22 protein-coding genes are annotated in these 24,149 nt (G+C 71.3%); 14 read left to right on the top strand and 8 right to left on the bottom strand.

Annotated features, from left to right (window positions below; genetic code table 11):
* Window positions 1-111: 111 nt before the first annotated feature.
* From ACIPYW_RS10995 to ACIPYW_RS11020, 6 genes are all read right to left on the bottom strand, one after another.
* Window positions 112-753 (bottom strand): TNT domain-containing protein, encoded by a 642-nt coding sequence (locus ACIPYW_RS10995; protein ID WP_400413306.1) that lies wholly within the window; start codon window positions 751-753, stop codon window positions 112-114.
* Between the two features lie 23 nt (window positions 754-776).
* The gene (locus tag ACIPYW_RS11000) at window positions 777-1,550 is read right to left on the bottom strand and encodes a succinate dehydrogenase iron-sulfur subunit (RefSeq protein WP_400413309.1); all 774 of its coding nucleotides are present in this window, start codon (window positions 1,548-1,550) and stop codon (window positions 777-779) included.
* The gene (sdhA, locus tag ACIPYW_RS11005) at window positions 1,550-3,358 is read right to left on the bottom strand and encodes a succinate dehydrogenase flavoprotein subunit (protein ID WP_290131300.1); all 1,809 of its coding nucleotides are present in this window, start codon (window positions 3,356-3,358) and stop codon (window positions 1,550-1,552) included. The genes ACIPYW_RS11000 and sdhA overlap by 1 nt, the downstream gene beginning before the upstream one ends.
* Window positions 3,359-3,399: 41 nt before the next feature.
* Window positions 3,400-3,846: a succinate dehydrogenase, hydrophobic membrane anchor protein gene (gene sdhD, locus ACIPYW_RS11010; RefSeq protein WP_290131301.1), complete on the bottom strand. Its 447-nt coding sequence runs from the start codon at window positions 3,844-3,846 to the stop codon at window positions 3,400-3,402.
* Between the two features lie 9 nt (window positions 3,847-3,855).
* The gene (gene sdhC / locus ACIPYW_RS11015; RefSeq protein ID WP_290131302.1) at window positions 3,856-4,305 is read right to left on the bottom strand and encodes a succinate dehydrogenase, cytochrome b556 subunit; all 450 of its coding nucleotides are present in this window, start codon (window positions 4,303-4,305) and stop codon (window positions 3,856-3,858) included.
* 75 nt (window positions 4,306-4,380) lie between these two features.
* The gene (locus tag ACIPYW_RS11020) at window positions 4,381-5,619 is read right to left on the bottom strand and encodes a glycosyltransferase family 1 protein (RefSeq protein ID WP_290131303.1); all 1,239 of its coding nucleotides are present in this window, start codon (window positions 5,617-5,619) and stop codon (window positions 4,381-4,383) included.
* A gap of 163 nt (window positions 5,620-5,782) precedes the next feature.
* On the opposite strand from ACIPYW_RS11020, the gene ACIPYW_RS11025 reads away from it, so the two are divergent.
* From ACIPYW_RS11025 to ACIPYW_RS11085, 13 genes are all read left to right on the top strand, one after another.
* On the top strand, window positions 5,783-6,898 hold the full coding sequence (locus tag ACIPYW_RS11025) for a mannose-1-phosphate guanylyltransferase (RefSeq protein ID WP_400413313.1): 1,116 nt from the start codon (window positions 5,783-5,785) through the stop codon (window positions 6,896-6,898).
* Between the two features lie 198 nt (window positions 6,899-7,096).
* The gene (locus ACIPYW_RS11030; protein WP_400413315.1) at window positions 7,097-8,170 is read left to right on the top strand and encodes a BMP family protein; all 1,074 of its coding nucleotides are present in this window, start codon (window positions 7,097-7,099) and stop codon (window positions 8,168-8,170) included.
* Between the two features lie 77 nt (window positions 8,171-8,247).
* Complete coding sequence (locus ACIPYW_RS11035; RefSeq protein ID WP_400413318.1) at window positions 8,248-9,768, top strand: ABC transporter ATP-binding protein; 1,521 nt, start codon at window positions 8,248-8,250, stop codon at window positions 9,766-9,768.
* Window positions 9,765-11,138 (top strand): ABC transporter permease, encoded by a 1,374-nt coding sequence (locus ACIPYW_RS11040; RefSeq protein WP_400413320.1) that lies wholly within the window; start codon window positions 9,765-9,767, stop codon window positions 11,136-11,138. The genes ACIPYW_RS11035 and ACIPYW_RS11040 overlap by 4 nt, the downstream gene beginning before the upstream one ends.
* Window positions 11,135-12,427 carry an ABC transporter permease gene (locus ACIPYW_RS11045; RefSeq protein WP_400413323.1) on the top strand — a complete coding sequence of 431 codons (1,293 nt, stop codon included), beginning with the start codon at window positions 11,135-11,137 and terminating at the stop codon, window positions 12,425-12,427. Before ACIPYW_RS11040 ends, ACIPYW_RS11045 begins: the two co-directional genes overlap by 4 nt.
* A gap of 19 nt (window positions 12,428-12,446) precedes the next feature.
* On the top strand, window positions 12,447-12,941 hold the full coding sequence (locus ACIPYW_RS11050) for a cytidine deaminase (RefSeq protein WP_400413326.1): 495 nt from the start codon (window positions 12,447-12,449) through the stop codon (window positions 12,939-12,941).
* A gap of 4 nt (window positions 12,942-12,945) precedes the next feature.
* Window positions 12,946-14,244 (top strand): thymidine phosphorylase, encoded by a 1,299-nt coding sequence (locus tag ACIPYW_RS11055; protein WP_400413329.1) that lies wholly within the window; start codon window positions 12,946-12,948, stop codon window positions 14,242-14,244.
* Between the two features lie 119 nt (window positions 14,245-14,363).
* Window positions 14,364-15,476, top strand: a complete 1,113-nt coding sequence (locus tag ACIPYW_RS11060) for an adenosine deaminase (RefSeq protein ID WP_400413332.1) — start codon at window positions 14,364-14,366, stop codon at window positions 15,474-15,476.
* Window positions 15,477-15,479: 3 nt separating this feature from the next.
* Window positions 15,480-15,959 carry a PTS sugar transporter subunit IIA gene (locus ACIPYW_RS11065; RefSeq protein ID WP_400413334.1) on the top strand — a complete coding sequence of 160 codons (480 nt, stop codon included), beginning with the start codon at window positions 15,480-15,482 and terminating at the stop codon, window positions 15,957-15,959.
* Entirely contained in the window at window positions 15,956-16,234 is a 279-nt protein-coding gene (locus ACIPYW_RS11070; protein ID WP_400413337.1) for a PTS sugar transporter subunit IIB, read from the top strand. The genes ACIPYW_RS11065 and ACIPYW_RS11070 overlap by 4 nt, the downstream gene beginning before the upstream one ends.
* A 133-nt stretch (window positions 16,235-16,367) precedes the next feature.
* A complete protein-coding gene (locus tag ACIPYW_RS11075) occupies window positions 16,368-17,228 on the top strand; it encodes a purine-nucleoside phosphorylase (RefSeq protein ID WP_400413339.1) in 861 nt (286 codons plus the stop codon).
* A complete protein-coding gene (locus ACIPYW_RS11080; protein WP_400413342.1) occupies window positions 17,225-18,889 on the top strand; it encodes a phospho-sugar mutase in 1,665 nt (554 codons plus the stop codon). The genes ACIPYW_RS11075 and ACIPYW_RS11080 overlap by 4 nt, the downstream gene beginning before the upstream one ends.
* A gap of 242 nt (window positions 18,890-19,131) precedes the next feature.
* Window positions 19,132-20,085 (top strand): hypothetical protein, encoded by a 954-nt coding sequence (locus tag ACIPYW_RS11085; RefSeq protein ID WP_400413345.1) that lies wholly within the window; start codon window positions 19,132-19,134, stop codon window positions 20,083-20,085.
* Window positions 20,086-20,215: 130 nt separating this feature from the next.
* Here ACIPYW_RS11085 and ACIPYW_RS11090 read toward each other — a convergent pair whose 3' ends face one another.
* Both ACIPYW_RS11090 and ACIPYW_RS11095 read right to left on the bottom strand, forming a co-directional pair.
* Window positions 20,216-21,994, bottom strand: a complete 1,779-nt coding sequence (locus ACIPYW_RS11090) for an acetyl/propionyl/methylcrotonyl-CoA carboxylase subunit alpha (RefSeq protein ID WP_400413348.1) — start codon at window positions 21,992-21,994, stop codon at window positions 20,216-20,218.
* A 79-nt stretch (window positions 21,995-22,073) separates the two neighbouring features.
* Window positions 22,074-22,865 carry a Maf family protein gene (locus ACIPYW_RS11095; RefSeq protein WP_400413351.1) on the bottom strand — a complete coding sequence of 264 codons (792 nt, stop codon included), beginning with the start codon at window positions 22,863-22,865 and terminating at the stop codon, window positions 22,074-22,076.
* A 14-nt stretch (window positions 22,866-22,879) separates the two neighbouring features.
* On the opposite strand from ACIPYW_RS11095, the gene ACIPYW_RS11100 reads away from it, so the two are divergent.
* The gene (locus tag ACIPYW_RS11100; RefSeq protein WP_400413353.1) at window positions 22,880-24,139 is read left to right on the top strand and encodes a class I SAM-dependent RNA methyltransferase; all 1,260 of its coding nucleotides are present in this window, start codon (window positions 22,880-22,882) and stop codon (window positions 24,137-24,139) included.
* Window positions 24,140-24,149 lie beyond the last annotated feature (10 nt).

Genomic DNA, 24,149 nt, shown 5'->3' on the forward strand with positions numbered 1-24,149 from the left:
CAACGAAAGACCGTCCGCACCACGCCGAGGCGTGGTGCGGACGGTCTTCGGTTGTGCAGCAGCCGGAGCAGGCAGACGAGCGCGTCGAGCGCGTCGAGCGCGTCGAGCGCGTCAGACGACGCGGACGCGGGCGAGCGAGCCGTCAACGACGAGGTCGCGGACGGTGACCGAGGGATCGGCGATCTCGAAGCGCATCGCACCGCCCGGCTGGTCGAACCACGGCTGCACGAAGCGCACCGTCACGAGGAACGGCCGCTCCACGACGTAGCGGTGGGTCTCCGGCGCGGACGCGACGTGCGGCGGCAACGAGCGCTGGGGGAGCGGGGTGTCGAGCGGGTGCAGGAGGTAGCCGTCCGGTCCGCCGATGCGGTCGACGGGCACGCCGGCCGGGACCTGGATGGTCAGTCCCCGCTCGCCGGCCTGCGACACCTGCTGCGCGAGCTGCGGGTACGTCGAGGCCGCGCGGTCACGGAGTCCGTCGAGCTCGTGCCGCGGGACGTCCCGCGGGGCCGGGAACGGCCGGTTGAGGAACCGACGGAGCATCTCGACGGCGTCGCCCTCACCGTTCGCGGTCGCCAGTCGCCGTGCGGTGCCGTAGTCGACCACCTCGAGCGCGTACTGGTCCGACCCCACCTGCGCGATGCGGAGTGCCCCTTCGACCGGCGGCTCGTGCAGGGTCTCCCCGGGGAGTTGCACGTACCGGACGGTGTAGCCGAGCTGGTCGAGGATGGGGCGGGTCTCCGCGAACGTCATGGGCGCGAGCCTACCGGGCCGACCTATGCCTTCCCTCGCATGATCGCCTGCTTGACCTCCGAGATCGCCTTCGTGACCTGGATGCCGCGCGGGCAGGCGTCGGTGCAGTTGAAGGTCGTGCGGCAGCGCCAGACGCCCTCCTTGTCGTTCAGGATGTCGAGACGCACGTCGGCTGCGTCGTCACGCGAGTCGAAGATGAAGCGGTGCGCGTTGACGATCGCGGCCGGGCCGAAGTACTGACCGTCCGTCCAGAACACCGGGCACGACGACGTGCACGCAGCGCAGAGGATGCACTTGGTGGTGTCGTCGAACCGGGCACGGTCGGCGACGGACTGCACGCGCTCCTTGCCCTTCTCGGGTGCGGACGATGCCTGGAGGAAGGGCTGGACCTCGCGGTAGGACGCGAAGAACGGCTCCATGTCGACGACGAGGTCCTTCTCGAGCGGCAGACCCTTGATGGCCTCGACGTAGATCGGCTTCGAGACGTCGAGGTCCTTGATGAGGGTCTTGCACGCCAGACGGTTGCGCCCGTTGATGCGCATCGCGTCCGAGCCGCAGACGCCGTGCGCGCAGGACCGGCGGAACGTGAGCGAGCCGTCCTGCTCCCACTTGATCTGGTGCAGTGCGTCGAGGATGCGGTCGGTCGGCAGCATCATCACGTCGAAGTCCTGCCAGCGCGGCTCGTCGTCGACGTCGGGGTCGAACCGGCGGACGATGATCGTGACGGGGAACGATCCAGGAGGGGCGTCCTGCACGGTCTGGGTGCGGGGGGCGTCGGAGACCAGGGTGTCGGTCATCAGTACTTCCTCTCCATCGGCTCGTAGCGCGTCACCACGACGGGCTTCCAGTCGAGCGTGATGTGGTCGTCGGCGAGTGACGAGTGCGGGTCGCCCGTCAGGTACGCCATGGTGTGCTGCATGTAGTTCTCGTCGTCGCGCTTCGGGTAGTCGTCGCGCATGTGACCGCCGCGGCTCTCCTTGCGGTTGCGGGCGGAGTACACGACCACCTCGGCCAGGTCGAGCAGGAAGCCGAGCTCGACCGCTTCGAGCAGATCGGTGTTGAACCGCTTGCCCTTGTCCTGCACGGAGACCTGCAGGAAGCGGTTCCGGAGCTCGTGGATGGTCTCGGTGACCTTCGCGAGCGACTCGTCGGTGCGGAACACCTGCGCGTTCCGGTCCATCTCCTCCTGGAGCTCCTTGCGGAGGGCCGCGACCCGCTCGGTGCCGGTCGACGCGCGGAGCTGGTCGAGCATGTCCTTCACGCCCTGCTCGGGGTGCTCCGGCAGGGGCAGGAACTCGGCGGTCTTGACCCACTCGGCCGCGTTGTTGCCCGAGCGCTTCCCGAACACGTTGATGTCGAGCAGGGAGTTCGTGCCGAGGCGGTTCGAGCCGTGCACGGACACGCAGGCGCACTCGCCGGCGGCGTAGAGGCCGGGCACGACCGTCGTGTTGTCGTAGAGGACCTCGGCCTTGACGTTCGTGGGGATGCCACCCATCGCGTAGTGCGCGGTCGGCATCACCGGCACCGGCTCGACGACCGGGTCGACGCCGAGGTAGGTGCGGGCGAACTCGGTGATGTCCGGCAGCTTGGTCTCGAGGACCTCGGCGCCGAGGTGCGTGCAGTCGAGGAGCACGTAGTCCTTGTTCGGACCGGCACCACGGCCCTCGGCGACCTCCTGCACCATGCACCGCGCCACGATGTCGCGCGGCGCGAGGTCCTTGATGGTCGGGGCGTACCGCTCCATGAAGCGCTCGCCCGAGGCGTTGCGCAGGATCGCGCCCTCACCGCGGGCGCCCTCGGTCAGGAGGATGCCGAGGCCGGCGAGCCCGGTCGGGTGGAACTGGAAGAACTCCATGTCCTCGAGGGGGAGGCCGGTGCGCCAGACGATGCCGACGCCGTCGCCCGTGAGCGTGTGCGCGTTCGACGTGGTCTTGAACATCTTGCCGAAGCCGCCGGTGGCGAAGATCATCGCCTTGGCGTGGAAGACGTGCAGCTCACCCGTCGCGAGCTCGAACGCCACGACGCCGGCCGGCTGCTTGCGGGTGACGCCGTCGTCGCCCGTGACGTCGACCATGATGAGGTCCAGCGCGTAGAACTCGTTGAAGAAGTTCACGCCGAGCTTGACGCAGTTCTGGAAGAGCGTCTGCAGGATCATGTGCCCGGTGCGGTCGGCCGCGTAGCAGGCGCGTCGGACCGGCGACTTGCCGTGGTCACGCGTGTGACCGCCGAAGCGCCGCTGGTCGATCTTGCCCTCGGGCGTGCGGTTGAAGGGCAGGCCCATGTTCTCGAGGTCGATGACGGCGTCGATGGCCTCCTTCGCGAGGATCTCGGCGGCGTCCTGGTCGACGAGGTAGTCGCCGCCCTTGATCGTGTCGAACGTGTGCCACTCCCACGAGTCCTCTTCCACGTTCGCGAGGGCCGCCGCCATGCCGCCCTGCGCCGCACCGGTGTGCGAGCGGGTCGGGTACAGCTTCGAGATCACCGCCGTCTTCGCCTTCGGACCGGCCTCGATGGCAGCGCGCATGCCGGCGCCGCCCGCGCCGATGATGACGATGTCGAACTGGTGGTGGTGCACGGTGATGTCTGACGGGGTGTTTGCAGGCACGGGGGTCTTTCGTTCAGGGGTGGAGCGGGCGTTCGGAGCTGCTAGCGGGCCGGGCAGAACGACGGCAGGTCCGCGGCGGCGGCGCCGGCGGGGCACGGGTCGAACGTCCAGCACACGAGCAGGCCGAGGACGATCAGCGCGACGCACGCGACGAGGATCGCGACGAGGAGCGTCTTCCGGATGCCCGGCTTCGACACGTAGTCGTTCACGATCGTCCGCATGCCGTTCGACCCGTGCACGAGCGCGAGGACCAGCATCAGCGAGTCCCACACCTGCCAGAACGGGTTGGCCCACTTGCCGGCGACGAACGCGAAGTCGATCTGCTTGACGCCCTCGCCCGCCACCATGTTGACGAAGAGGTGGCCGAAGATCAGCACGACGAGCAGGACGCCCGACGCGCGCATGTAGATCCAGCCCCACTTCTCCCAGTTGGTGGTCCGGCGGGCAGCCTGTGCGCTGCGGGGCGGTTCGATGGTCTGCGTGGTCATCTGGTGCTCCTACTGGAAGTCCGCGACGAGGTTCATCAACTGGCGCGGCAGGAAGCCCGCGATCGCGACCGCCCAGAGGACGAGCACGATCCAGAACATCGCGCGCTGGTACTTCGGGCCCTTCGACCAGAAGTCCACGAGGATGATGCGCAGCCCGTTGAACGCGTGGAACACGATCGCCATCACGAGGGCGATCTCACCGAGGTTCATGAGCGGGGTCTTGTACGTGCCGATCACGGCGTTGTACGCCTCGGGCGAGACCCGCACGAGCGCGGTGTCGAGGATGTGCACGAGCAGGAAGAAGTAGATCGCGACACCGGTGATGCGGTGCAGCACCCACGACCACATGCCGGTGGAACCCCGGTACAGGGTGCCTTGCGGCGTGCGAGAGGCGCGTGGCGCCTCGATCGTCACCTGGGGTTCAGCGGTTGCCGTCCCCCCTGCGGTCTGCTCGGCCATGAGCGAGTCCTCCCGTAGGACGGGCCCGCCGATCGGCGAGCCGTTGCCGTTGGTGTTCTGTGGAACACCCCCATCCTATGCTCGCGCACTGACGTTCTCGTGCCAACGTGCCCGCACCGCCCGCGCCGCTGCCGGGGGCGCGCCGATCGTCCGCGCCGTGTCGTGGTGCGCGAGCAGCTGGTCGCCGACGGCCTCCCACGTCGTCCCCTCGACGCGCAGCCGCCCGGCGGAGCCCATCCGGGCCGCGAGCGCTCGGTCGTGGTGGAGCCGGAGCACCGCCCGGCGGAGCGCCTGGGGCTCGTCGGGGTCGTACAGGTCACCGTCGAGCCCCGGGGCGACGAGGTCGACCGGCCCGCCGGACGCGGGCGCCACGACCGGCAGGCCGGTCGCGTGCGCCTCCTGCAGGGTCTGGCCGAAGGTCTCCGCCGGGCCCGTGTGGACGAAGACGTCGAGGGCCGCGTAGGCGTCGGCCAGCGCGTCGCCGCGCAGCGGGCCGGTGAAGTGGACGTCGAGGTGGCGGAGGCGTCGCTCCAGGAGCGGCCGGGAGGGACCCCCTCCCGCGACCACGACCCGGATGCCCGGGACGCCGCCGAGCTCGGCGAGCCGCTCGACCTCCTTCTCCGGTGCGAGCCGCCCCACGTACCCCACGATCGTCTCGCCGTCCGGGGCGAGCCGCCGGCGGAGCGCGCGGACGTGCGCCGTGTCGCGGCGCCCGGGGTGGAACAGCGTGGTGTCGACGCCGCGGCCCCACCGCGCGACGCGCGGCACGCCGTCCTCGGCGAGCATCGCCGCGGTGGCGCTCGACGGGGCGAGCGTCAGCGACGCTCCCTCGTGGATCCGCCCGAGGATCTTGCGCACCAGCGGGACGGTCGCGGTCAGGCCGTTGCGGCGGGCGAACCCGGCCACGTCGGTCTGGAAGACGGCGACGGAGGGGATGCCGAGCCTCCCGGCCGCCGTGATGGCGCGCCCACCCAGCAGGAACGGACTCGCGGCGTGGAGCACGTCGGCGCCGGAGGCGGCGAGGATCGTGTCGAGGACCGGGTGGGGGAGGGCGACGGGGAACTGGCGGTAGGCGACCGCGGGCACGCGGTGCACGTCGTAGCCGTTGAACCGCTCGACGTGGTCCTTCGGCCGGAGCTGCGCGATGCCCGGGGTGTCCGGGGCGATGACGACCGCCCTGTGGCCACGGAGCCGCAGGTGGTCGAGCACCGCGATGACGCTCGTGGTCACGCCGTTGAGGGTGGGCAGGAAGCTCTCGGTCACGACGGCGACGGTCCGTTGGGACGTGCCGCGCTCCACGCTGCGTGCGCTCATGGTGCGGCCCATGCTCCGCGCGCGCCGTGACGTGGTGGTGGGGACCGCGTGAACGGCGGACACGGCGGGGGTGAACAGGTCGTGCCACGTTGCGGGAGCGCGCATGCGGGAAACGTGCGGTCGTCGCCCAGGGACCGCCGCGGCGGACCGGTACGGTGAGCGGGTGACGGACGAGCTCAGCGACTTCTACGCGATCATCCCTGCCGGCGGCATCGGTTCGCGGCTCTGGCCCCTGTCGCGTGCGGACGCGCCGAAGTTCCTGCACGACCTCACCGGCTCCGGTGCCTCGCTGCTCCGCCAGACCTGGGACCGTCTCGCGCCCCTCGCCGGCGACCAGCGGATCATGGTCGTCACGGGCCGGGCGCACCGGGCGGCGGTCGAGTCGCAGCTGCCCGGCGTCGCGGACCACAACGTCGTGCTCGAGAGCGAGCCGAAGGACTCCACCGCCGCGATCGGCCTCGCGGCCGCCATCCTCCGCCGCCGCGAGCCGGACGTCGTGATCGGGTCGTTCGCCGCCGACCACGTCATCGGCGACGCCCGCGGCTTCCGGCGCTCGGTGCGCGAGGCGGTCGCCGCCGCCCGGGCCGGGTACGTGACCACGATCGGCATCACCCCGACCGAGCCGGCGATCGGCTTCGGCTACATCCACGCCGACGGCCAGGCGCTCGACATCGAGGGCGCCTCGACCGTGCACGCCGTGGAGTCGTTCGTCGAGAAGCCCGACCTCGACACCGCCCGCGGCTACCTGGAGGAGGGCAACTACCTCTGGAACGCCGGCATGTTCATCGCCCGCGCCGACGTGCTCCTCGACGAGATCGGCCGGACGAAGCCCGAACTCCTCGCCGGACTCGAGGAACTGGCCGACGCCTGGGACACCTCGTCCCGGGGCGCGGTCGTCGACGCCGTGTGGCCGCGGCTCGAGAAGATCGCCATCGACTACACCGTCGCCGAGCCCGCGGCGGCCGCCGGTCGGATGGCCGTCGTGCCCGGCGACTTCGACTGGGACGACGTGGGCGACTTCGCGTCCCTCGCCAAGCTGCAGTCCGGCGGTCGGGCGAACAACCTCGCCGTGCTCGGCGACGGGGCCCGCATCCTGGCGGACTCGTCGAGCGGCATCGTGGTCGCCCACAGCCAGCGCCTGATCTCGCTCATCGGGGTCGAGGACATCGTCGTCGTGGACACCCCGGACGCCCTGCTCGTGACCACGAGCGAGAACGCCCAGCGGGTCAAGGGTGTCGTGGACGCACTGAAGATCAGCGGCCGCGGCGACGTCCTGTAGCGCTCCATCACGAAAAGCGCTTGACGGGCCTCGAACACTGGGTCCCGCGTTACGGGCAGGTTTCCGCGTGATCGCGATCCCGTAACCGATCGCGGGCCCGTCAGCAGGGGGTTCTGTACCGGTCGGACTGTCGTGTACTGTCGCCACGATCGCCCGGAACCACAGCTCCGGGCCAACGCCCCCGGAGGAATCACCCAAGTGTCATCCCGCACCCGCAAGATCGCGCTCAGCGGCCTCGCCCTGGCCGGCACGGTCGCCGTGCTCGCCGGCTGCTCCGCCGCCCCGTCCGACAACGCCTCGGCCAAGAAGACCGACTTCCGTCCCTGCATGGTCTCCGACTCCGGCGGCTTCGACGACAAGTCCTTCAACCAGCTCGGCTACGAGGGCCTGCAGGACGCCGCCAAGGAACTCGGCGCGACCTACAAGTCGGCAGAGTCGAAGGACTCGACGGTCTACGACTCCAACATCGAGCAGCTGATCAACCAGAACTGCAAGCTCATCGTCACCGTCGGCTTCAACCTCGCCGACGCCACGAAGAAGCAGGCCGCCGCGAACCCCGAGACCGAGTTCGCGATCATCGACGACAACTCGATCAAGGCGAAGAACGTCAAGCCGATCACGTTCGACACCTCGCAGGCGGCGTTCCTCGCCGGCTACGCGGCCGCGTCGTACTCGAAGTCCGGCGTCGTCGGCACCTTCGGCGGCATGCAGATCCCGACCGTCACCATCTTCATGGACGGCTTCGCGGACGGCGTGAAGTACTACAACGAGCAGAAGAAGAAGGACGTCAAGGTCGTCGGCTGGGACGTCGACAGCCAGAAGGGCTCCTTCACCGGTGGCTTCGAGGCCGGCACCCAGGCCAAGGCCGTCGCGCAGACGCTCCTCGACCAGGACGCGGACGTCATCCTGCCCGTCGGTGGCCCGATCTACCAGTCGGCGGCCGAGGCCATCAAGGACGCGAACAACGGCTCCGTCCTGATCGGCGCGGACAGCGACCTCTACGAGGCCGACCCCCGCTACAAGGACATCGCGTTCACCTCCGTCGAGAAGGGCATGCGCCCCGCGACGCGCGACGTCGTCGAGCAGGCCGCCAAGGGCGACTACTCGAACACGCCGTACGTGGGCACCCTGAAGAACGAGGGCGTCGGCATCGCGCCGTTCCACGACTACGCCTCCAAGGTCGACAGCGGCCTCGAGGGCGAGCTCGACAAGATCAAGTCCGGCATCATCGACGGCTCGATCACGGTCAAGACCGAAGCGACCGTCAAGTAACACCACGGATGCGGGCGGGGGAGGAATCCCTCGCCCGCATTCCCGTGCCCCGACACGAGGAACTGCGCAGCACAGACATGAAGCTCGAACTCCGCGGCATCACCAAGCGGTTCGGATCGCTGGTCGCCAACGACCACATCTCGCTCACCGTCGAGCCGGGAGAGGTCCACTGCCTCCTCGGTGAGAACGGTGCCGGCAAGTCCACCCTGATGAACGTCCTGTACGGCCTCTACCAGGCCGACGAGGGCGAGATCCTCCTGGACGACGCCGTCCAGGACTTCGACGGCCCCGGTGACGCCATGCGCGCCGGCATCGGCATGGTGCACCAGCACTTCATGCTCGTCCCCGTCTTCACCGTCGCCGAGAACGTCATGCTCGGCCAGGAGCAGACCACGCTCGGCGGTCGGCTCGACCTCGCCGGCGCGCGGGCGCGGGTCAAGGAGATCTCCGACCGGTTCGGGTTCGACGTCGACCCTGACGCCAAGGTCGAGGACCTCCCCGTCGGCGTGCAGCAGCGCGTCGAGATCATCAAGGCGCTCTCCCGTGACGCGAAGGTGCTCGTGTTCGACGAGCCGACCGCCGTGCTCACCCCGCAGGAGACCGACGAGCTGATGGCCATCATGCGCCAGCTCCGCGAGGCCGGCACCGCGATCGTGTTCATCACGCACAAGCTCCGCGAGGTCCGCGAGGTCGCCGACCGCATCACCGTCATCCGGCTCGGCAAGGTCGTCGGCGAGGCATCGCCCACCGCGACGAACAACGAGCTCGCCGCGCTCATGGTCGGCCGTGCCGTGTCGCTCGTCGTCGACAAGACGCCGGCGACCGGGGGCGAGGACGCCCTCGTCGTCGACCACCTCACGGTCACGGACCCGTCCGGTGTCGTGCTCGTCGACGACGTGTCGTTCACCGTCCGACGCGGCGAGGTCCTCGCGATCGCCGGCGTCCAGGGCAACGGGCAGACCGAGCTCACCGAGGCGCTCCTCGGCCTCGAACCGGTGCACGCCGGGCACGTCACGCTCGACGGCGCCGAGATCACCGGCCGCACCGTCAAGCAGATCCTCGACGCGGGCGTCGGCTTCGTGCCCGAGGACCGCAAGGAGGACGGTCTCGTCGGCGAGTTCACCATCGCCGAGAACCTCATGCTCGACCGCGCCGACCACGCCGAGTTCGTCCGCGCGGGCACGATCCGCAGCGCCGAGCGCGACGCGTTCGCCGACGAGAAGATCGCCGAGTTCGACATCCGCACGCCGTCCCGCACCACCGCGGCGGGACGGCTCTCCGGCGGCAACCAGCAGAAGATCGTGCTCGCCCGCGAACTCAGCCGCGAGCTCCGGCTGTTCGTCGCCGCGCAGCCCACGCGCGGCATCGACGTCGGCTCGATCGAGTTCGTGCACAAGCGCATCGTCGCCACCCGCGACACCGGCGTCCCGGTCATCGTCGTCTCCACGGAGCTCGACGAGGTCGTGGCGCTCGCCGACCGGATCGCCGTGATGTACCGCGGCGCGATCGTCGGCATCGTCCCCGCGGACACCCCCCGAGACGTCCTCGGCCTCATGATGGCAGGCGAACTGCCCGAAGGAACGGAGCTGGCAGCGTGAGCACCACGCCACCCGAGAACAGCGCGCGCAGCACGCAGCCCGACAACAGCGCGAGCAGCACGCAGCCCGAGCAGACGCCGGTCACGGACGACCGCCTGCAGGAGGAGACGGCGACGCCCCACCTGATGACGGACTCCGCGGCCGACTCCGAGCGTCGCGCCGGCGGCGACCGCTGGAGCACCGCGCTCCAGGGCATCGTCAACGGGTCGGTGCTCGTCACCGTCCTCGCCGTCGTGCTCGCCCTCGTCGCCTGCGGCATCCTCATCGCGGTCACGGACGAGAACGTCCGCACCGCGGCCGGCTACTTCTTCGCGCGGCCGTCGGACACGTTCCAGGCCATCGGCTCCTCGGTCGGCGGCGCCTACGCCTCGCTGTTCCAGGGCTCGGTCGTCAACTTCGGTGCGAGCTCCTTCGCGCAGGCGATCGTCCCGATCACCCGTTCGCTCGACTACGCCGTCCCGCTCGTCGCGGCCGGCCTCGGCATCGCGGTCTCGTTCCGCGCCGGCCTGTTCAACATCGGCGGTCAGGGGCAGATCCTCATGGGCGCCGCCGCCGCCGGCTGGGTCGGGTTCTCGTTCGACCTGCCCGCGATCGTGCACATCCCGCTGACGATCATCGCCGGCATCGTCGGCGGCGCCGTCTGGGGCGGGATCGTCGGCGTCCTCAAGGCCCGGACCGGCGCCAACGAGGTCGTCCTCACGATCATGCTCAACTACGTCGGGCTCTACCTCGTCAGCTACATGCTCCGCACGCCGGGGCTGCTGCAGGCGAAGGGCAGCCCGAACCCGATCTCGCCCGCCATGCAGGACAGCTCGGTGCTGCCGCAGCTGTTCGGCCCGCGGTACGGCATCGACCTCGGGTTCGTCGTGGCGATCATCGCCGTCGTCGTCGTGTGGTGGCTGCTCAACAAGTCGTCGCTCGGATTCCGGTTCCGCACCATCGGTGAGAACCCCCGTGCCGCCCGGGTCGCCGGCATGAGCGTCCCGTCGCTCACCATCTGGGTCATGCTCATCTCGGGGGCCCTCGTCGGCATCGCGGGTGCGTACCAGGTGCAGGGCGCGGTGACGAGCGGCTTCACCGCGAACATCGACGCCGGCATCGGCTTCGACGCCATCACGGTCGCGCTCCTCGGACGCTCGAAGCCGTGGGGCGTGTTCTGGGCGGCGATCCTCTTCGGCGTGCTGAAGAACGGCGGCTACGCGATGCAGGCCGCGAACGGCATCCCGATCGACATCGTCGGCGTCATCCAGGCCCTCATCGTCCTCTTCATCGCGGCCCCGCCGCTCGTCCGCGCGATCTTCCGGATCCCGCAGCCGGGCGCCCGCCGCCGAACCCGCACCAAGCCGAGCAAGAAGGCGGTCGCCGCGTGAGCACCATGACCCCCACCGCGGTCCCCGCACTGCCCGCCCAGGGCCGCGACCTCGAGACCACCCGCAGCTGGAAGACGGCGATCGGGTACGGCGTATTCACCGTGATCGCGCTGTTGCTCTTCGGCCTCGCGCACCGGTCGGGGACGGCGACCTTCCGTCTGTCGTCCACGGGCGACTTCTTCGCCCTGCCGAACCTGCCGCTGCCGTCCACGGCGACCGGGATCGTCGTCATCGTGCTCCTCGCGCTGGCCACCGTCTACGCGGTCGTCGAGACGCGCGCGAACCGTCGGGTCCGCCTCTGGGTGACCGCGCTGTTCGCGATCGTGTTCGTCGTCGGCTTCCTCGCGTGGGCGGTCGCGGGCGACTCGATCACGATCCCCGGCATGCTCGTCGGTGCCCTCGGACTCAGCGTCCCGCTCGTGTTCGGTGCCCTCGGTGGCGTCATCTCCGAGCGGGTCGGCGTCGTCAACATCGCGATCGAGGGCCAGTTCCTCGCCGGCGCGTTCACCTCGGCCCTCGTGGCGTCCGTCACCGGCACCCCCTGGGCGGGCCTCGTCGGTGCGGTCGTGGCGGGTGTCCTGGTGTCGTTCATCCTCGCGGCGTTCAGCATCAAGTACCTCGTCGACCAGGTCATCGTCGGCGTCGTCATCAACGCGTTCGTCTCCGGCCTGACCGGCTTCCTGTACTCGCAGGTGCTCTCGCCGAACGAGTCGACGCTCAACGTGGGCCTACGCTTCCCGAAGCTCGAGATCCCGCTGCTGCACCAGATCCCGATCATCGGCCCGATCTTCTTCGAGCAGACCGTCGTGGTGTACCTCGCGTACGTCGCGGTCGCGGTCGTCACGTTCTGCCTGTTCAAGACCCGCTGGGGCTTGCGCCTCCGCTCGGTCGGCGAGCACCCGCAGGCCGCGGACACGGTCGGCATCAACGTGAACCGCACCCGGTTCTGGAACGTGTCGCTCGCCGGCGCGATCGCCGGTCTCGGCGGTGCGTACTTCACGCTCGACGCCGTCGGAGGCTTCACGAAGGACATGACCGCCGGTGCCGGCTACATCGCGCTCGCCGCCGTCATCTTCGGGCGCTGGGACCCGATCCGTGCGACGCTCGCGGCCCTGCTGTTCGGCTTCGCGTCGAACCTGCAGAACGCCCTGAGCGTCGTGCAGGGGTCGCCCGTCCCGAGCGAGTTCCTGCTCATGCTGCCCTACGTGGTCACGATCCTCGCGGTCGCCGGCCTGGTCGGGCAGGTGCGCGGCCCCGCCGCTGCGGGCAAGCCCTACATCAAGAGCTGACGGCCTGGAGGCACGGCACATGACCGACACGAACCCCTCCGGCGACCAGGCCGTCACGCCGGCCGACGGGGCGGACGCCGCCACGGGCCTCCCGGCCGGTCCCGCGGCAGCGGACGTCGACTGGAGCGTCCTGCGGGACGCCGCCACGGCCGCGATGCGGCACGCCTACGCGCCGTACTCGTCCTTCCCGGTGGGCGCCGCGGCGCTCACCGACGACGGCCGCGTCGTCTCGGGCTGCAACGTGGAGAACGCGTCCTACGGCGTGACGCTCTGCGCCGAGTGCTCGCTCGTCTCGCAGCTGCACATGACCGGCGGCGGCAAGCTCGTCGCCTTCACGTGCGTGGACGGCGACGGGGCGACCCTGATGCCGTGCGGCCGCTGCCGGCAGCTGCTGTTCGAGCACTCCGCCGAGGGGATGCTCCTCGAGACCGTCTCCGGCATCCGCACCATCGACGAGGTCCTCCCGGACGCCTTCGGGCCGCGGACCCTCGTCACCTACCAGCAGGAGCACTGATCACATGGCCGTCGAGCCCTTCGACACCGTCGACCTCATCCGCACGAAGCGTTCCGGCGACGCCCTCGCCACCGCCGAGATCGACTGGCTGGTCGACGCGTACACGCGCGGCTACGTCGAGGACCCGCAGATGGCGGCCCTCGCGATGGCGATCTTCCTGAACGGCATGGAGCGGCGGGAGATCAAGGACCTCACGCTCGCGATGATCGCGTCGGGGGAGCGGATGTCCTTCGACGCCCTCGGCAAGACGACCGTGGACAAGCACTCCACCGGCGGCGTCGGCGACAAGATCACCCTGCCGCTCGCGCCGCTCGTCGCCTCGTTCGGCGTCGCGGTGCCGCAGCTGTCCGGCCGCGGGCTCGGCCACACCGGAGGGACGCTCGACAAGCTCGAGTCGATCTCCGGCTGGCAGGCATCGTTGTCGAACGACCGCATGATGTCGATCCTGTCCGACGTCGGGGCGGTGATCTGCGCTGCCGGGTCCGGGCTCGCGCCCGCGGACAAGAAGCTCTACGCACTCCGGGACATCACAGGCACCGTCGAGTGCATCCCGCTCATCGCGTCGAGCATCATGTCGAAGAAGATCGCCGAGGGCACCGGCGCGCTCGTGCTCGACGTCAAGTTCGGCTCGGGGGCGTTCATGCCCACCTACGAGGCCTCGCGCGAGCTCGCGCAGACGATGGTCGACCTCGGGAACGATGCCGGGGTGCAGACCTCGGCGCTCCTGACCGACATGGAGGTCCCGCTCGGACTGACCATCGGCAACGCGCTCGAGGTTCGGGAGTCGGTCTCGGTGCTCGAGGGCGGGGGACCCGCGGACGTCGTGGAGCTCACCGTCGCGCTGGCGACCGAGATGCTCACGCTCGCCGGGCTGCCGGACGCCGATCCGGCTGCGGCCCTGGCGGACGGCCGGGCGATGGACACCTGGCGTCGGATGATCGCCGCGCAGGGTGGCGACCCCGCTGCTGCGCTGCCGGTCGCCCGCGAGCAGCACGTCGTCACCGCACCGGAGTCGGGCGTGCTCGTCTCGCAGGAAGCGCTGCCGTTCGGCGTCGCTGCCTGGCGTCTCGGTGCCGGTCGTGCCCGGGCGCAGGACCCGGTGCAGGCGGGCGCCGGTGTCGAGCTGCACGTCAAGCCGGGCGACACCGTGGCCGCGGGGCAGCCGCTCTGGACGCTGCACACCGACGAGCCGGAGCGCTTCGACCGGGCGCTGGAGTCGCTCGAGGGTGCGTGGTCGATCGGACCGGCCGACTCGGCGGCGGCCGTCCGCGGGCCGATCGTGCGGGAGCGCATCGCGGGCTGATCCCGCGGTCCTGCGGCGCTGCGTTCCTGCGGTCCGTGTGGGGAGCCTCCAGTCCGGTCGTCCGTCTGTTGTGCACAGGGGACGACGCAGGGTCGGCGACCACCGATAGCCTGGAGCGCATGAGCGCCGACGCCACGACCTACCGCCTGCCCGACGCCGGAGCGGTCATCAACGACCTGCCGAAGGTCTCGTTGCACGACCACCTCGACGGGGGCCTGCGGCCGGCGACGATCATCGAGCTCGCCGAGGAAGCGGGCGTGGCGCTGCCGACCTCCGACGCCGGGGCGCTCGGTGCGTGGTTCGCCGACCAGTCCAACTCGGGCTCGCTCGTCGAGTACCTCAAGACGTTCGACGTCACCACCTCGGTGATGCAGACCGCGCCGCAGCTGCACCGGGTCGCGAAGGAGTTCGTCGAGGACCTCGTCGCCGACGGCGTCGTCTACGGCGAGATCCGATGGGCACCCGAGCAGCACCTGCAGGGCGGGCTGACGCTCGACCAGACGGTGGAGGCCGTGCAGGCCGGCATCGAAGAGGCCGTCGACGCAGCCGGCGGATCGATCCGCATCGGGCAGCTCGTGACCGCGATGCGGCACGCCGACCGCGCGCAGGAGATCGCCGAACTCGCCGTGCGGCACCGCGACCGCGGGGTCGTCGGGTTCGACATCGCGGGCGCCGAAGCCGGCTTCCCGCCCGCGAACCACCGGGCCGCGTTCGACTGGCTGGCCGCGCAGCTCTTCCCGGTCACGGTCCACGCGGGCGAAGCCGACGGACTCGCCTCGATCCGGTCGGCCCTCGTCGACGGCCGTGCGCTGCGCCTCGGGCACGGCGTTCGGATCTTCGAGGACATCTCGCTGTCCGACGCCGGTGACGGGTCCACCCTCGCGTCGCTCGGTGAGATCGCGTCGTGGGTGCGCGACCGCGAGATCCCGCTGGAGGTCGCACCCTCGTCGAACCTGCAGACCGGCGCGATCGCCGCGTGGGGCGACGAGCTCGCCGACCACCCCTTCGACGTGCTGTACCAGCTCGGGTTCCGCGTCACGGTGAACACCGACAACCGCCTCATGAGCGACACCTCGCTGTCGAAGGAGCTCGCGCTCCTCGCCGGCACGTTCGGCTACGACCTCGACGACCTCGCCGCGTTCCAGATCAACGCCGCCCTGGGCTCGTTCCTCCCGCTCGAGGACCGCGAGGAGATCATCGCCACCATCACCGCAGGACACCAGGAGGCCTAGGACGTGCCGCTCCCACCGCTGCCGGACGACGCCGTCGTGCTCGGAGCCACCGCGCCGTCGTGGCGTGACGCGCTCCGGCTGACCGGGGACGCCCTCGTCGCCTCCGGTGCCACCACCGAGCCGTACACGGACGCCATGATCGAGATGGTCGAGGAGCACGGCCCGTACATCGTCATCTCTCCCGGGCTCGCGTTCGCGCACGCCCGACCTGGGTCGTCGGTGGTCCGGGACGGCCTCGCGCTCGTCACGCTCGCGTCGCCGGTGGCGTTCGGGCACCCGCACAACGACCCCGTTCGGGTCGTGCTCGGGCTCGCCGTCGCCGAGGTCGGGACGCACCTGGAGTCGATCGGCGAGATCGCGAACACCTTCAACGACGACACCGTGACCTGGCGGTTGGCGGCTGCGGGCACGGCGGACGAGGTCCGGGCGATCCTCGGGGTCGGGTCGGCCGGGCCTGCCGGTGCAGCCGGGGGTGCGGCGTGAAGATCGTGACGATCTGCGGGGCCGGCATCGGGTCGAGCGGGATCCTCAAGGTGAACGCCGAGAAGGCGCTGGCGTCGCTCGGGCTGAGCGCCTCCGTGGTGGCCGCGGACGTCGCCTCGGTGCGCGACGTCGCCGAGGACGCGAACGTCATCCTGACGAGCCAGGAGTTCGTCGAGGCGATCGGGGACACCTACGCCGAGGTCATCGTGATCCGGAACCACTTCGACCAGGGCGAGATCACGGCGGCGGTGGACCGGGCGCTCGGGGAGCACTGAGCTCGCGCGTGTGCGCTGCGGGCGGGCGGTCGCGCGTGTGCGCTGCGGGCGGGCGGTCGCGCGTGTGCGCTGCGGGCGGGCGGTCGCGCGTGTGCGCTGCCGGCGTGCCGTCGGCGCGCCCTAGGATCGGTGCATGAGCACGGACAACCCGCTGAACGACCCCGCCGCCGACCCGTTCGAGGTCGCACGCGCCGCCGCCGACGTCATCGCGTCGAAGTCGGGGATCGAGCGGCACGACATCGCCCTGACCCTCGGATCCGGATGGGGCAAGGCCGCCGACATCATCGGTGAGACGGTCTCCGAGATCCCCGCGTCGGAGGTCCCGGGCTTCAGCGCCTCGGCCGTTCCCGGACACTCCGGCACGGTGCGCTCCATCGCCCTGCCGGACGGCCGTCACGCCCTCGTGATCGGTGCCCGGACGCACTACTACGAGAACCACGGCGTCCGCCGGGTCGTGCACAGTGTCCGCACCGCCGCGGCGACCGGTGCCTCGGTGATGATCCTCACGAACGGTGCCGGTGGCATCAAGGAGCACTGGACGCCCGGCACGCCCGTCCTCATCAGCGACCACATCAACCTGACCGCCGACAGCCCGCTCGAGGGCGCGACCTTCGTCGACCTCACCGACCTCTACTCGGCTCGGCTCCGTGCGGTCGCCCGCGGCGTGGACCCCTCGCTGGACGAAGGCGTCTACACGCAGTTCCGCGGCCCGCACTACGAGACCCCGGCCGAGGTGCAGATGGCGAAGACCATCGGTGGGCACATCGTCGGCATGTCCACCGCACTCGAGGCCATCGCCGCGCGGCAGGCCGGCATGGAGATCCTCGGGTTCTCCCTCATCACGAACCTCGCCGCGGGCATCCAGAAGACGCCGCTGTCGCACGCCGAGGTGCTCGACGCCGGTCGTGAGGCCGAGCCGCGCATCGCCGAGCTCCTCGCCCGTGTGGTCGCGGCGATCGGGTCGCCGGACGCCGTCGACGGATCCGCACTGTGAAGCTCGACGTCGACGCGGTCGTCGCCGCCGGGCGTGCCTGGTCCGCGCAGGACCCCGACGACGAGACCCGTGCCGAGCTCGACGCGGCCGTCGCGGCAGCGGCGACCGGGGACGGACCTGCCGTGCAGGAGCTCGCCGCGCGCTTCGCCGGTCGTCTGGCGTTCGGCACCGCCGGACTCCGCGCCGAGCTCGGGTACGGCCCGCTGCGCATGAACCGCGTCGTGGTGACCCAGGCCGCCGCGGGGCTCGCCCGCTTCCTGATCGACTCCGGCCGGTCGCGCAGCGTCGTCATCGGGTACGACGGGCGCGTCAACTCCGACGTCTTCGCCCGCGACTCCGCCGAGGTCATGCGCGGCCTCGGGCTCGACGTCACCCTGCTGCCGTCCGCGCTGCCCACCCCGGTGCTCGCGTTCGCGGTCCGGCACCTCGGGGTCGGCGCGGGCGTGATGGTCACGGCGAGCCACAACCCGCCGCGTGACAACGGCTACAAGGTGTACCTCGGCGAGGGTGACGAGGGCTCGCAGATCGTCCCCCCGGTCGACGCGACCATCGCCGCGGCCATCGATGCGGTCGCAGCCGGGTCGATCGCCGACCTGCCACGGGCGACCGAGTACACCGTCGCGGGCCCGGACCTGCTCGACGCCTACGTCACCGCGACGGCCGCGACCGTCCCCGCGCCGGCGCTCGGGGTCCCGGACCAGCCGTCGGTCGTCTACACGGCGATGCACGGCGTCGGGTGGGAGACCGCCCGCGCCGTGTTCGAACGGGCCGGGTACGCCGTCCCGGCCACGGTGCCGGAGCAGATCGAGCCGGACGGTGCGTTCCCGACGGTGTCGTTCCCGAACCCGGAGGAACCGGGCGCCATGGACCTCGCGGTCGCTCGGGGGGTCGACGCCGACGCCGACCTGGTCATCGCGAACGACCCGGACGCCGATCGGCTCGCACTCGCGATCCCGGACGGTGCCGGCTCCTTCCGACGGCTCTCCGGCAACGAGGTCGGCTGGCTCCTCGGGTGGCAGGCCGCCGTCCGTGCGGCGTCGGACGGACGGGGTGGCACGCTCGCTGCGTCCATCGTGTCCTCGCCCGCGCTCGCCCGGGTCGCCGAACGCCACGGCCTGGCGTACCGGGACACCCTGACCGGCTTCAAGTGGGTGTCGCGCGTGCCGGACCTGGTTTTCGGCTACGAGGAGGCGCTCGGCTACCTGGTCGACCCCGACGTCGTCCGCGACAAGGACGGCATCTCCGCGGCCCTCGCGCTGCTCGACCTCGCCACGACGCTCGCGGCCTCCGGGCAGACCATCGCGGACCGCCTCGAGGCGTTCGCCGCCGAGTTCGGGGCGTTCGCGTCGGGGCAGGTGGCGACCCGTGTCGACGACCTGACACGCATCGGGGAGATCATGGCCGCGCTCCGGGCCGACCCGCCGTCGTCGCTCGGTCCGGTGGCCGTGCGCGCCGTGACGGACTACGCGGACGGGGCCGACGGGTTCCCGCCGTCGGACATCCTGCGGTACGACCTCGAGGGCGACGCCCGCGTGATCGTCCGGCCGAGCGGCACCGAGCCGAAGGTCAAGGTCTACATCGACACCGTCGCGACGACCTCCGCCGAGGCCCAGGCCCTCGTCGACGCCCTCGCCGCCGCCGTCCGCCCCCTCGTGTCGTAGCGCCGCCGCACCCGCGCCCTCGCCGCGCACCCGCGCCGCGCACCCGCCACACAATCACCGCCGGCGCCCGCCCGCTCGCACAACCAAAGACACCTCGAACCGCGAATCGACGCGGTTCGAGGTGTCTTCGGTTGTGCGACGCCTATCCGCGCCGTCCTCCACAACCCACTCTCGTGCGGCACTCCTCCACACCGGACCACCGCACGGCGTCGATCGCGGTCGCCATCGCCGACGGTGGGGGCATGGCTCGACTCACGATCATCCGCGGCGGCAGCGCCGATCCCTCCGGCAGGCGCGGTCGCTCGTCCCGGGACGCTGCCGACCAGGGAACCCTCGTCCGGCTCACCCCGGGCCGTTTCGTGGACGCATCGGAGTGGCGTCGAGCGACACCGGGCGAGCGGCACATCGCGCGCATCAAGGCCGTGCACGACCGGATCGCGCCGCGGCTGGTCGTCGCGTACGCCTCGGCGGCCGCGCTCCACGGGCTGCCGTGGCGCGGAGAGTTCCCGGACGTGGTCGAGGTGATCGATCCGGCGCGGTCGACCACGCGATCACTCACGCACGTGCGCAAGCGGCCGGGACGAGGCCGGCGCCTCCGCACGCAGGAGATGATCACGACTCGGCGCAAGGTGACGGACGTGACCATCACGCTCGCCGACCTCGCGATCTCCTACGACCTCCGACTGTCGGTGCCGGCCCTCGATGCGGCGCTCGCTGCGGGTTGTGTGCTGGCGGACATCCGTAGCGAGGTCGAGCTGCGCGGAGCTGTGCACGGCCGACATCGCGCTGAGGTCGCTCTGGCGCTCGCTGACGGCAGGAGCGGGTCACCGGGGGAATCGGTCGCCCGGGTTGCTCTTGATGAGGTCGGAGCGCCGCGGCCCGTCCTCCAGCGTGCGTTCCACGACACAGCCGGGTTCATCGGTCGGGTCGACTTCTGGTTCCCCGATCAGGGGGTCGTCCTCGAGTTCGACGGCCGGACGAAGTACGTCGATCCGGCGCTCCGTCGTCCGGGTACGTCCGCCGCAGATGTCGTCGTGACGGAGAAGCGCCGGGAGGGCCGACTCCGCCGCCACCAGGAGGTCCGAGGCCTCGGACGGTTCGGGTGGGAGGAAGCGAACGATCTCGACGCGCTCCGGGCCGTGCTCCGCGGCGTCGGCGTCCCGTTCTCAACCCGCTCGTTCATGCACGTTCGTTGACGCGGGCCACGGCGCGGTTCGACGCCGCACAACCAAAGTCACCCCGAACCACGGCGAAACGTGGTTCGGGGTGACTTTGGTTGTGCGAACGCGAGCGCGAACGTCGCGAGCGCGGCCGCGGCGCCGCGCGCTACGCGAGCTCGAGCAGCACGTGGCCGGACGAGATCGTCTGGCCGACGGGGGCGTTGAGCGCCTTCACGACGCCGTCGCGGGTCGCCTGCACGGGCTGCTCCATCTTCATGGCCTCGAGCACGACGAGCAGGTCGCCCTTCACCACGGTGTCACCCTCGGCGACCGCGACCTTCACGACGGTGGCCTGCATCGGCGACGTCACCGAGCCGGACGACGCCAACCCACCGCGAACGCCGGACGACCGACGCTTCGGGGGAGCGGTCGGGCCCGCGGGGCGACGGCCGGCCGCACCGGCAGCGCCACCGCCGACGATCGACGGCATGGTGACCTCGATGCGCTTGCCCTGCACCTCGACCACGACGGTGTCGCGCGACGCCGGGGCGGGGAGTTCCTCGGTCGCACCGCTCCACGCCGGGATGTCGTTCACGAAGTCGGTCTCGATCCACTGCGTGTAGACGCTGAACGGGGTCTCGTCGTCCGTCGCGAACGCCGGGTCCGACACGACGGCACGGTGGAACGGCAGCACGGTCGGCAGGCCCGTGACCTCGAACTCGGCGAGTGCCCGCCGCGAGCGTTCCAAGGCCTCGGAGCGCGTCGCGCCGGTGACGATGAGCTTCGCGAGCATCGAGTCGAACGAGCCGGAGACGACGTCGCCGGAGACCACTCCGGAGTCGACGCGGACGCCGGGCCCGGACGGGGCGGTGAAGGCGTGCACGGGGCCGGGCGCGGGGAAGAAGTTGCGGCCGGCGTCCTCTCCGTTGATGCGGAACTCGAACGAGTGGCCGCGGGGCGTCGGGTCGGAGTAGTCGAGCGTGCCGCCCTCGGCGATGCGGAACTGCTCGCGCACCAGGTCGATGCCGGTGACCTCCTCCGAGACGCAGTGCTCGACCTGCAGGCGCGTGTTGACCTCGAGGAACGACACGGTGCCGTCGGCGCCGATGAGGAACTCGCACGTGCCGGCGCCGACGTAGCCGACCTCGCGCAGGATCGCTTTCGACGACTCGTACAGGCGCTCCTGCTGCCCGGCCGTCAGGTACGGCGCGGGTGCTTCCTCGACGAGCTTCTGGTGGCGGCGCTGCAGCGAGCAGTCGCGCGTCGAGACGATGACGACGTTGCCGTGCTCGTCGGCGAGGCACTGCGTCTCGACGTGGCGCGGCTTGTCGAGGTACTTCTCGACGAAGCACTCGCCGCGGCCGAACGCCGCGATGGCCTCGCGCGTCGCTGACTCGAAGAGCTCTTCCACCTGGTCTCGCGAGCGGACGACCTTCAGCCCACGGCCACCGCCGCCGAACGCCGCCTTGATCGCGACGGGGAGCCCGACCTGGTCGACGAAGTCGAAGACCTCGGCCACGTCCTGCACGGGCTCGATCGTCCCCGGTGCGAGCGGCGCGCCGACCTTCTCGGCCACGTGCCGCGCGGAGACCTTGTCGCCGAGGCGCTCGATCGACTCGGGCGACGGGCCGATCCAGGTCAGCCCGGCGTCGATGACGGCGCGGGCGAAGTCGGCGTTCTCGGCGAGGAACCCGTACCCCGGGTGCACGGCGTCCGCACCGGAACGGCGGGCGACCGAGATGATCTTGTCGATCACGAGGTAGGTGTCGGCGCTCGTGGTGCCGTTCAGGGCGTACGCCTCGTCGGCGAGGCGGGCGTGCAGCGCGTCGCGGTCCTGGTCGGCGTAGACCGCGACCGATGCCTTGCCTGCGTCGCGGGCCGCGCGGATGATGCGGACGGCGATCTCGCCGCGGTTCGCGATGAGGACCTTGCTGATACGGGGCATGGTAAGTCAGCGTATTCGTGCTGCCGCGGCCCGAATTGACCGGCGTCCACAAAGAACCGGCGGGAAGAAGTGTGGATGTCTACATCGACCAGAGGTCGTGCCACGTCGCGCCGAACCCACGCAGCAGCATCGAGCGCAGCACCGGCAGGGACAGGCCGACGACGGCCGACGGCGCTCCGTCGATCCGGGTGATGTACGCGGCCGCCCGGCCGTCGATCGTGAAGGCGCCGGCGACCTCGAGCGGTTCCCCACTCGCGACGTAGGCGTCGATCTCGTCGTCGGAGACGTCGTCGGCGAAGGTGAGCACCGCGCTGTCGACCGCGACGACGCGGTCGCCGTCGGCGACCATCGCGGACCCGCCGGGCGCGGCGCCACCGATCAGGCCGTCACCGGCCGTCGAGGCGGGCAGCGGCCGGACGGGAGGCGCGGTGCGGGGCCGACCCGTGCCTCCCGGCCGGGACGCGGTCGCGTCCACCGCCGCAGCGCGGTCCGCACGACGGTCCAGCACGCAGTGCCCGCTCCAGAGCGTCCCGCCGCCCACCGCGAGCATCTGCCGCCACCGCTCCCGCGCGACCGCCGGGTCGTGGGGCTTGCCGTAGAGCGTGCCGTCGACCTCGAAGGCGGAGTCGCCGCCGAACACGAAGCCGTCGACCGGACGTCCGGCGACCTCCGCGTCCGCGACGGCCGACGCCTTCGCGACCGCGAGGAGCGACACGAGCTCGGGCCCGGACAGCTTGCGTCCGAGCGTCGCCTCGTGCGCGGCGACCGCGGCGTCCTCGTCGACCCCCGGTGCCACGAGCACGGGCTCGATGCCGGTCTGGGAGAGCAGGGCGCGACGGGCGGGGGAGGTACTCGCGAGGTACAGACGCATGGGAACATCGAACCATGGGTGAATCCGTCGGAACGCTGCTCGAACTCGACGTCACCGGGATCGCCCACGGCGGCATCTCGGTGGCACGGCACGAGGGGCGCGTGGTCTTCGTCTCCGACGCGATCCCGGGCGAGCGCGTCACCGCACGCGTGACCGAGGACCGCAAGAAGTCGTTCTGGCGCGCGGACACCGTCTCGGTGGAGCAGCCGAGCGAGCACCGCGTCGACCACGTCTGGCCGGAGGCAGCGCTCGACCGCGACCCCGCCACCCGCGCCGGCGGTGCGGAGTTCGGCCACATCGCCCTCGCCCACCAACGACAGCTCAAGCACGACGTCCTCGTCGACGCGTTCTCGCGGTTCGCACGCACCGACCTCGCTGACGTCCTCGGGCACGACGTCACGGTCGAGGCGGTCCCCGGCGACGACGCCGCGAACGGCACCGGCTGGCGCACCCGCGTCCGACTGCACGTCGACGCGGACGGCACCCCCGGACCCTTCGCCACCCGCTCGCACACCGTCGTCCCCGTGACGTCGCTGCCGCTCGCGAGTGCCGCCGTGCAGGAGAGCGCGCCGCTCGGCCGCGGGTCGATGCCCGGTGCCTCGGTGATCGACGTCCTCGCACCGAGCGGCTCGGACGGCGCCCGGCTCGTCATCGACGAGCAGAAGCCGACCGTCGTGACCGAGGTCGTCGGGGAGCGGACGTTCGCCGTGGACGACAACGGCTTCTGGCAGGTGCACCGGCAGGCGCCCGCCGTCCTGACCGCGGCCGTGCAGGACCTCGTCGACCGCGACCGCCTCGACCCGGAGGGCCAGCACCTCGACCTCTACGGCGGGGTCGGACTGCTCGCAGCGGCGCTCGGGGACCTCGTCGGGCCGCGCGCCAAGCTCACCAGCGTGGAGGGGTCCGAGCGCGCGACCGAGCACGCGCAGGAGAACCTCGCGGAGTGGATCGGCGCCCGGGCGGAGAGCGGCCGCGTGGACCGCTGGCTCGCCCGCACCGCCGCCGGCGCCTCGCAGCACGAGCGGGCACGCCTCCGCGCCGGCACCGTCGTCCTCGACCCGCCGCGGTCCGGCGCCGGCCGGGAGGTCGCCGTGCAGATCGCCGCGCTGCAGCCCGCGCAGGTCGTCTACGTCGCGTGCGACCCGGTGGCGCTGGCCCGCGACGTGGCGACGTTCGCGGACCTCGGCTACCGTCTCGAGGCGCTCCGAGCGTTCGACCTCTTCCCGCACACCCACCACCTCGAGGCCGTCGCCCGCCTGGTGCCCGTCGCCTGACCCGTCGCCC

Source organism: Curtobacterium sp. NPDC089689 (assembly GCF_044749145.1).
Lineage (GTDB): Bacteria > Actinomycetota > Actinomycetes > Actinomycetales > Microbacteriaceae > Curtobacterium.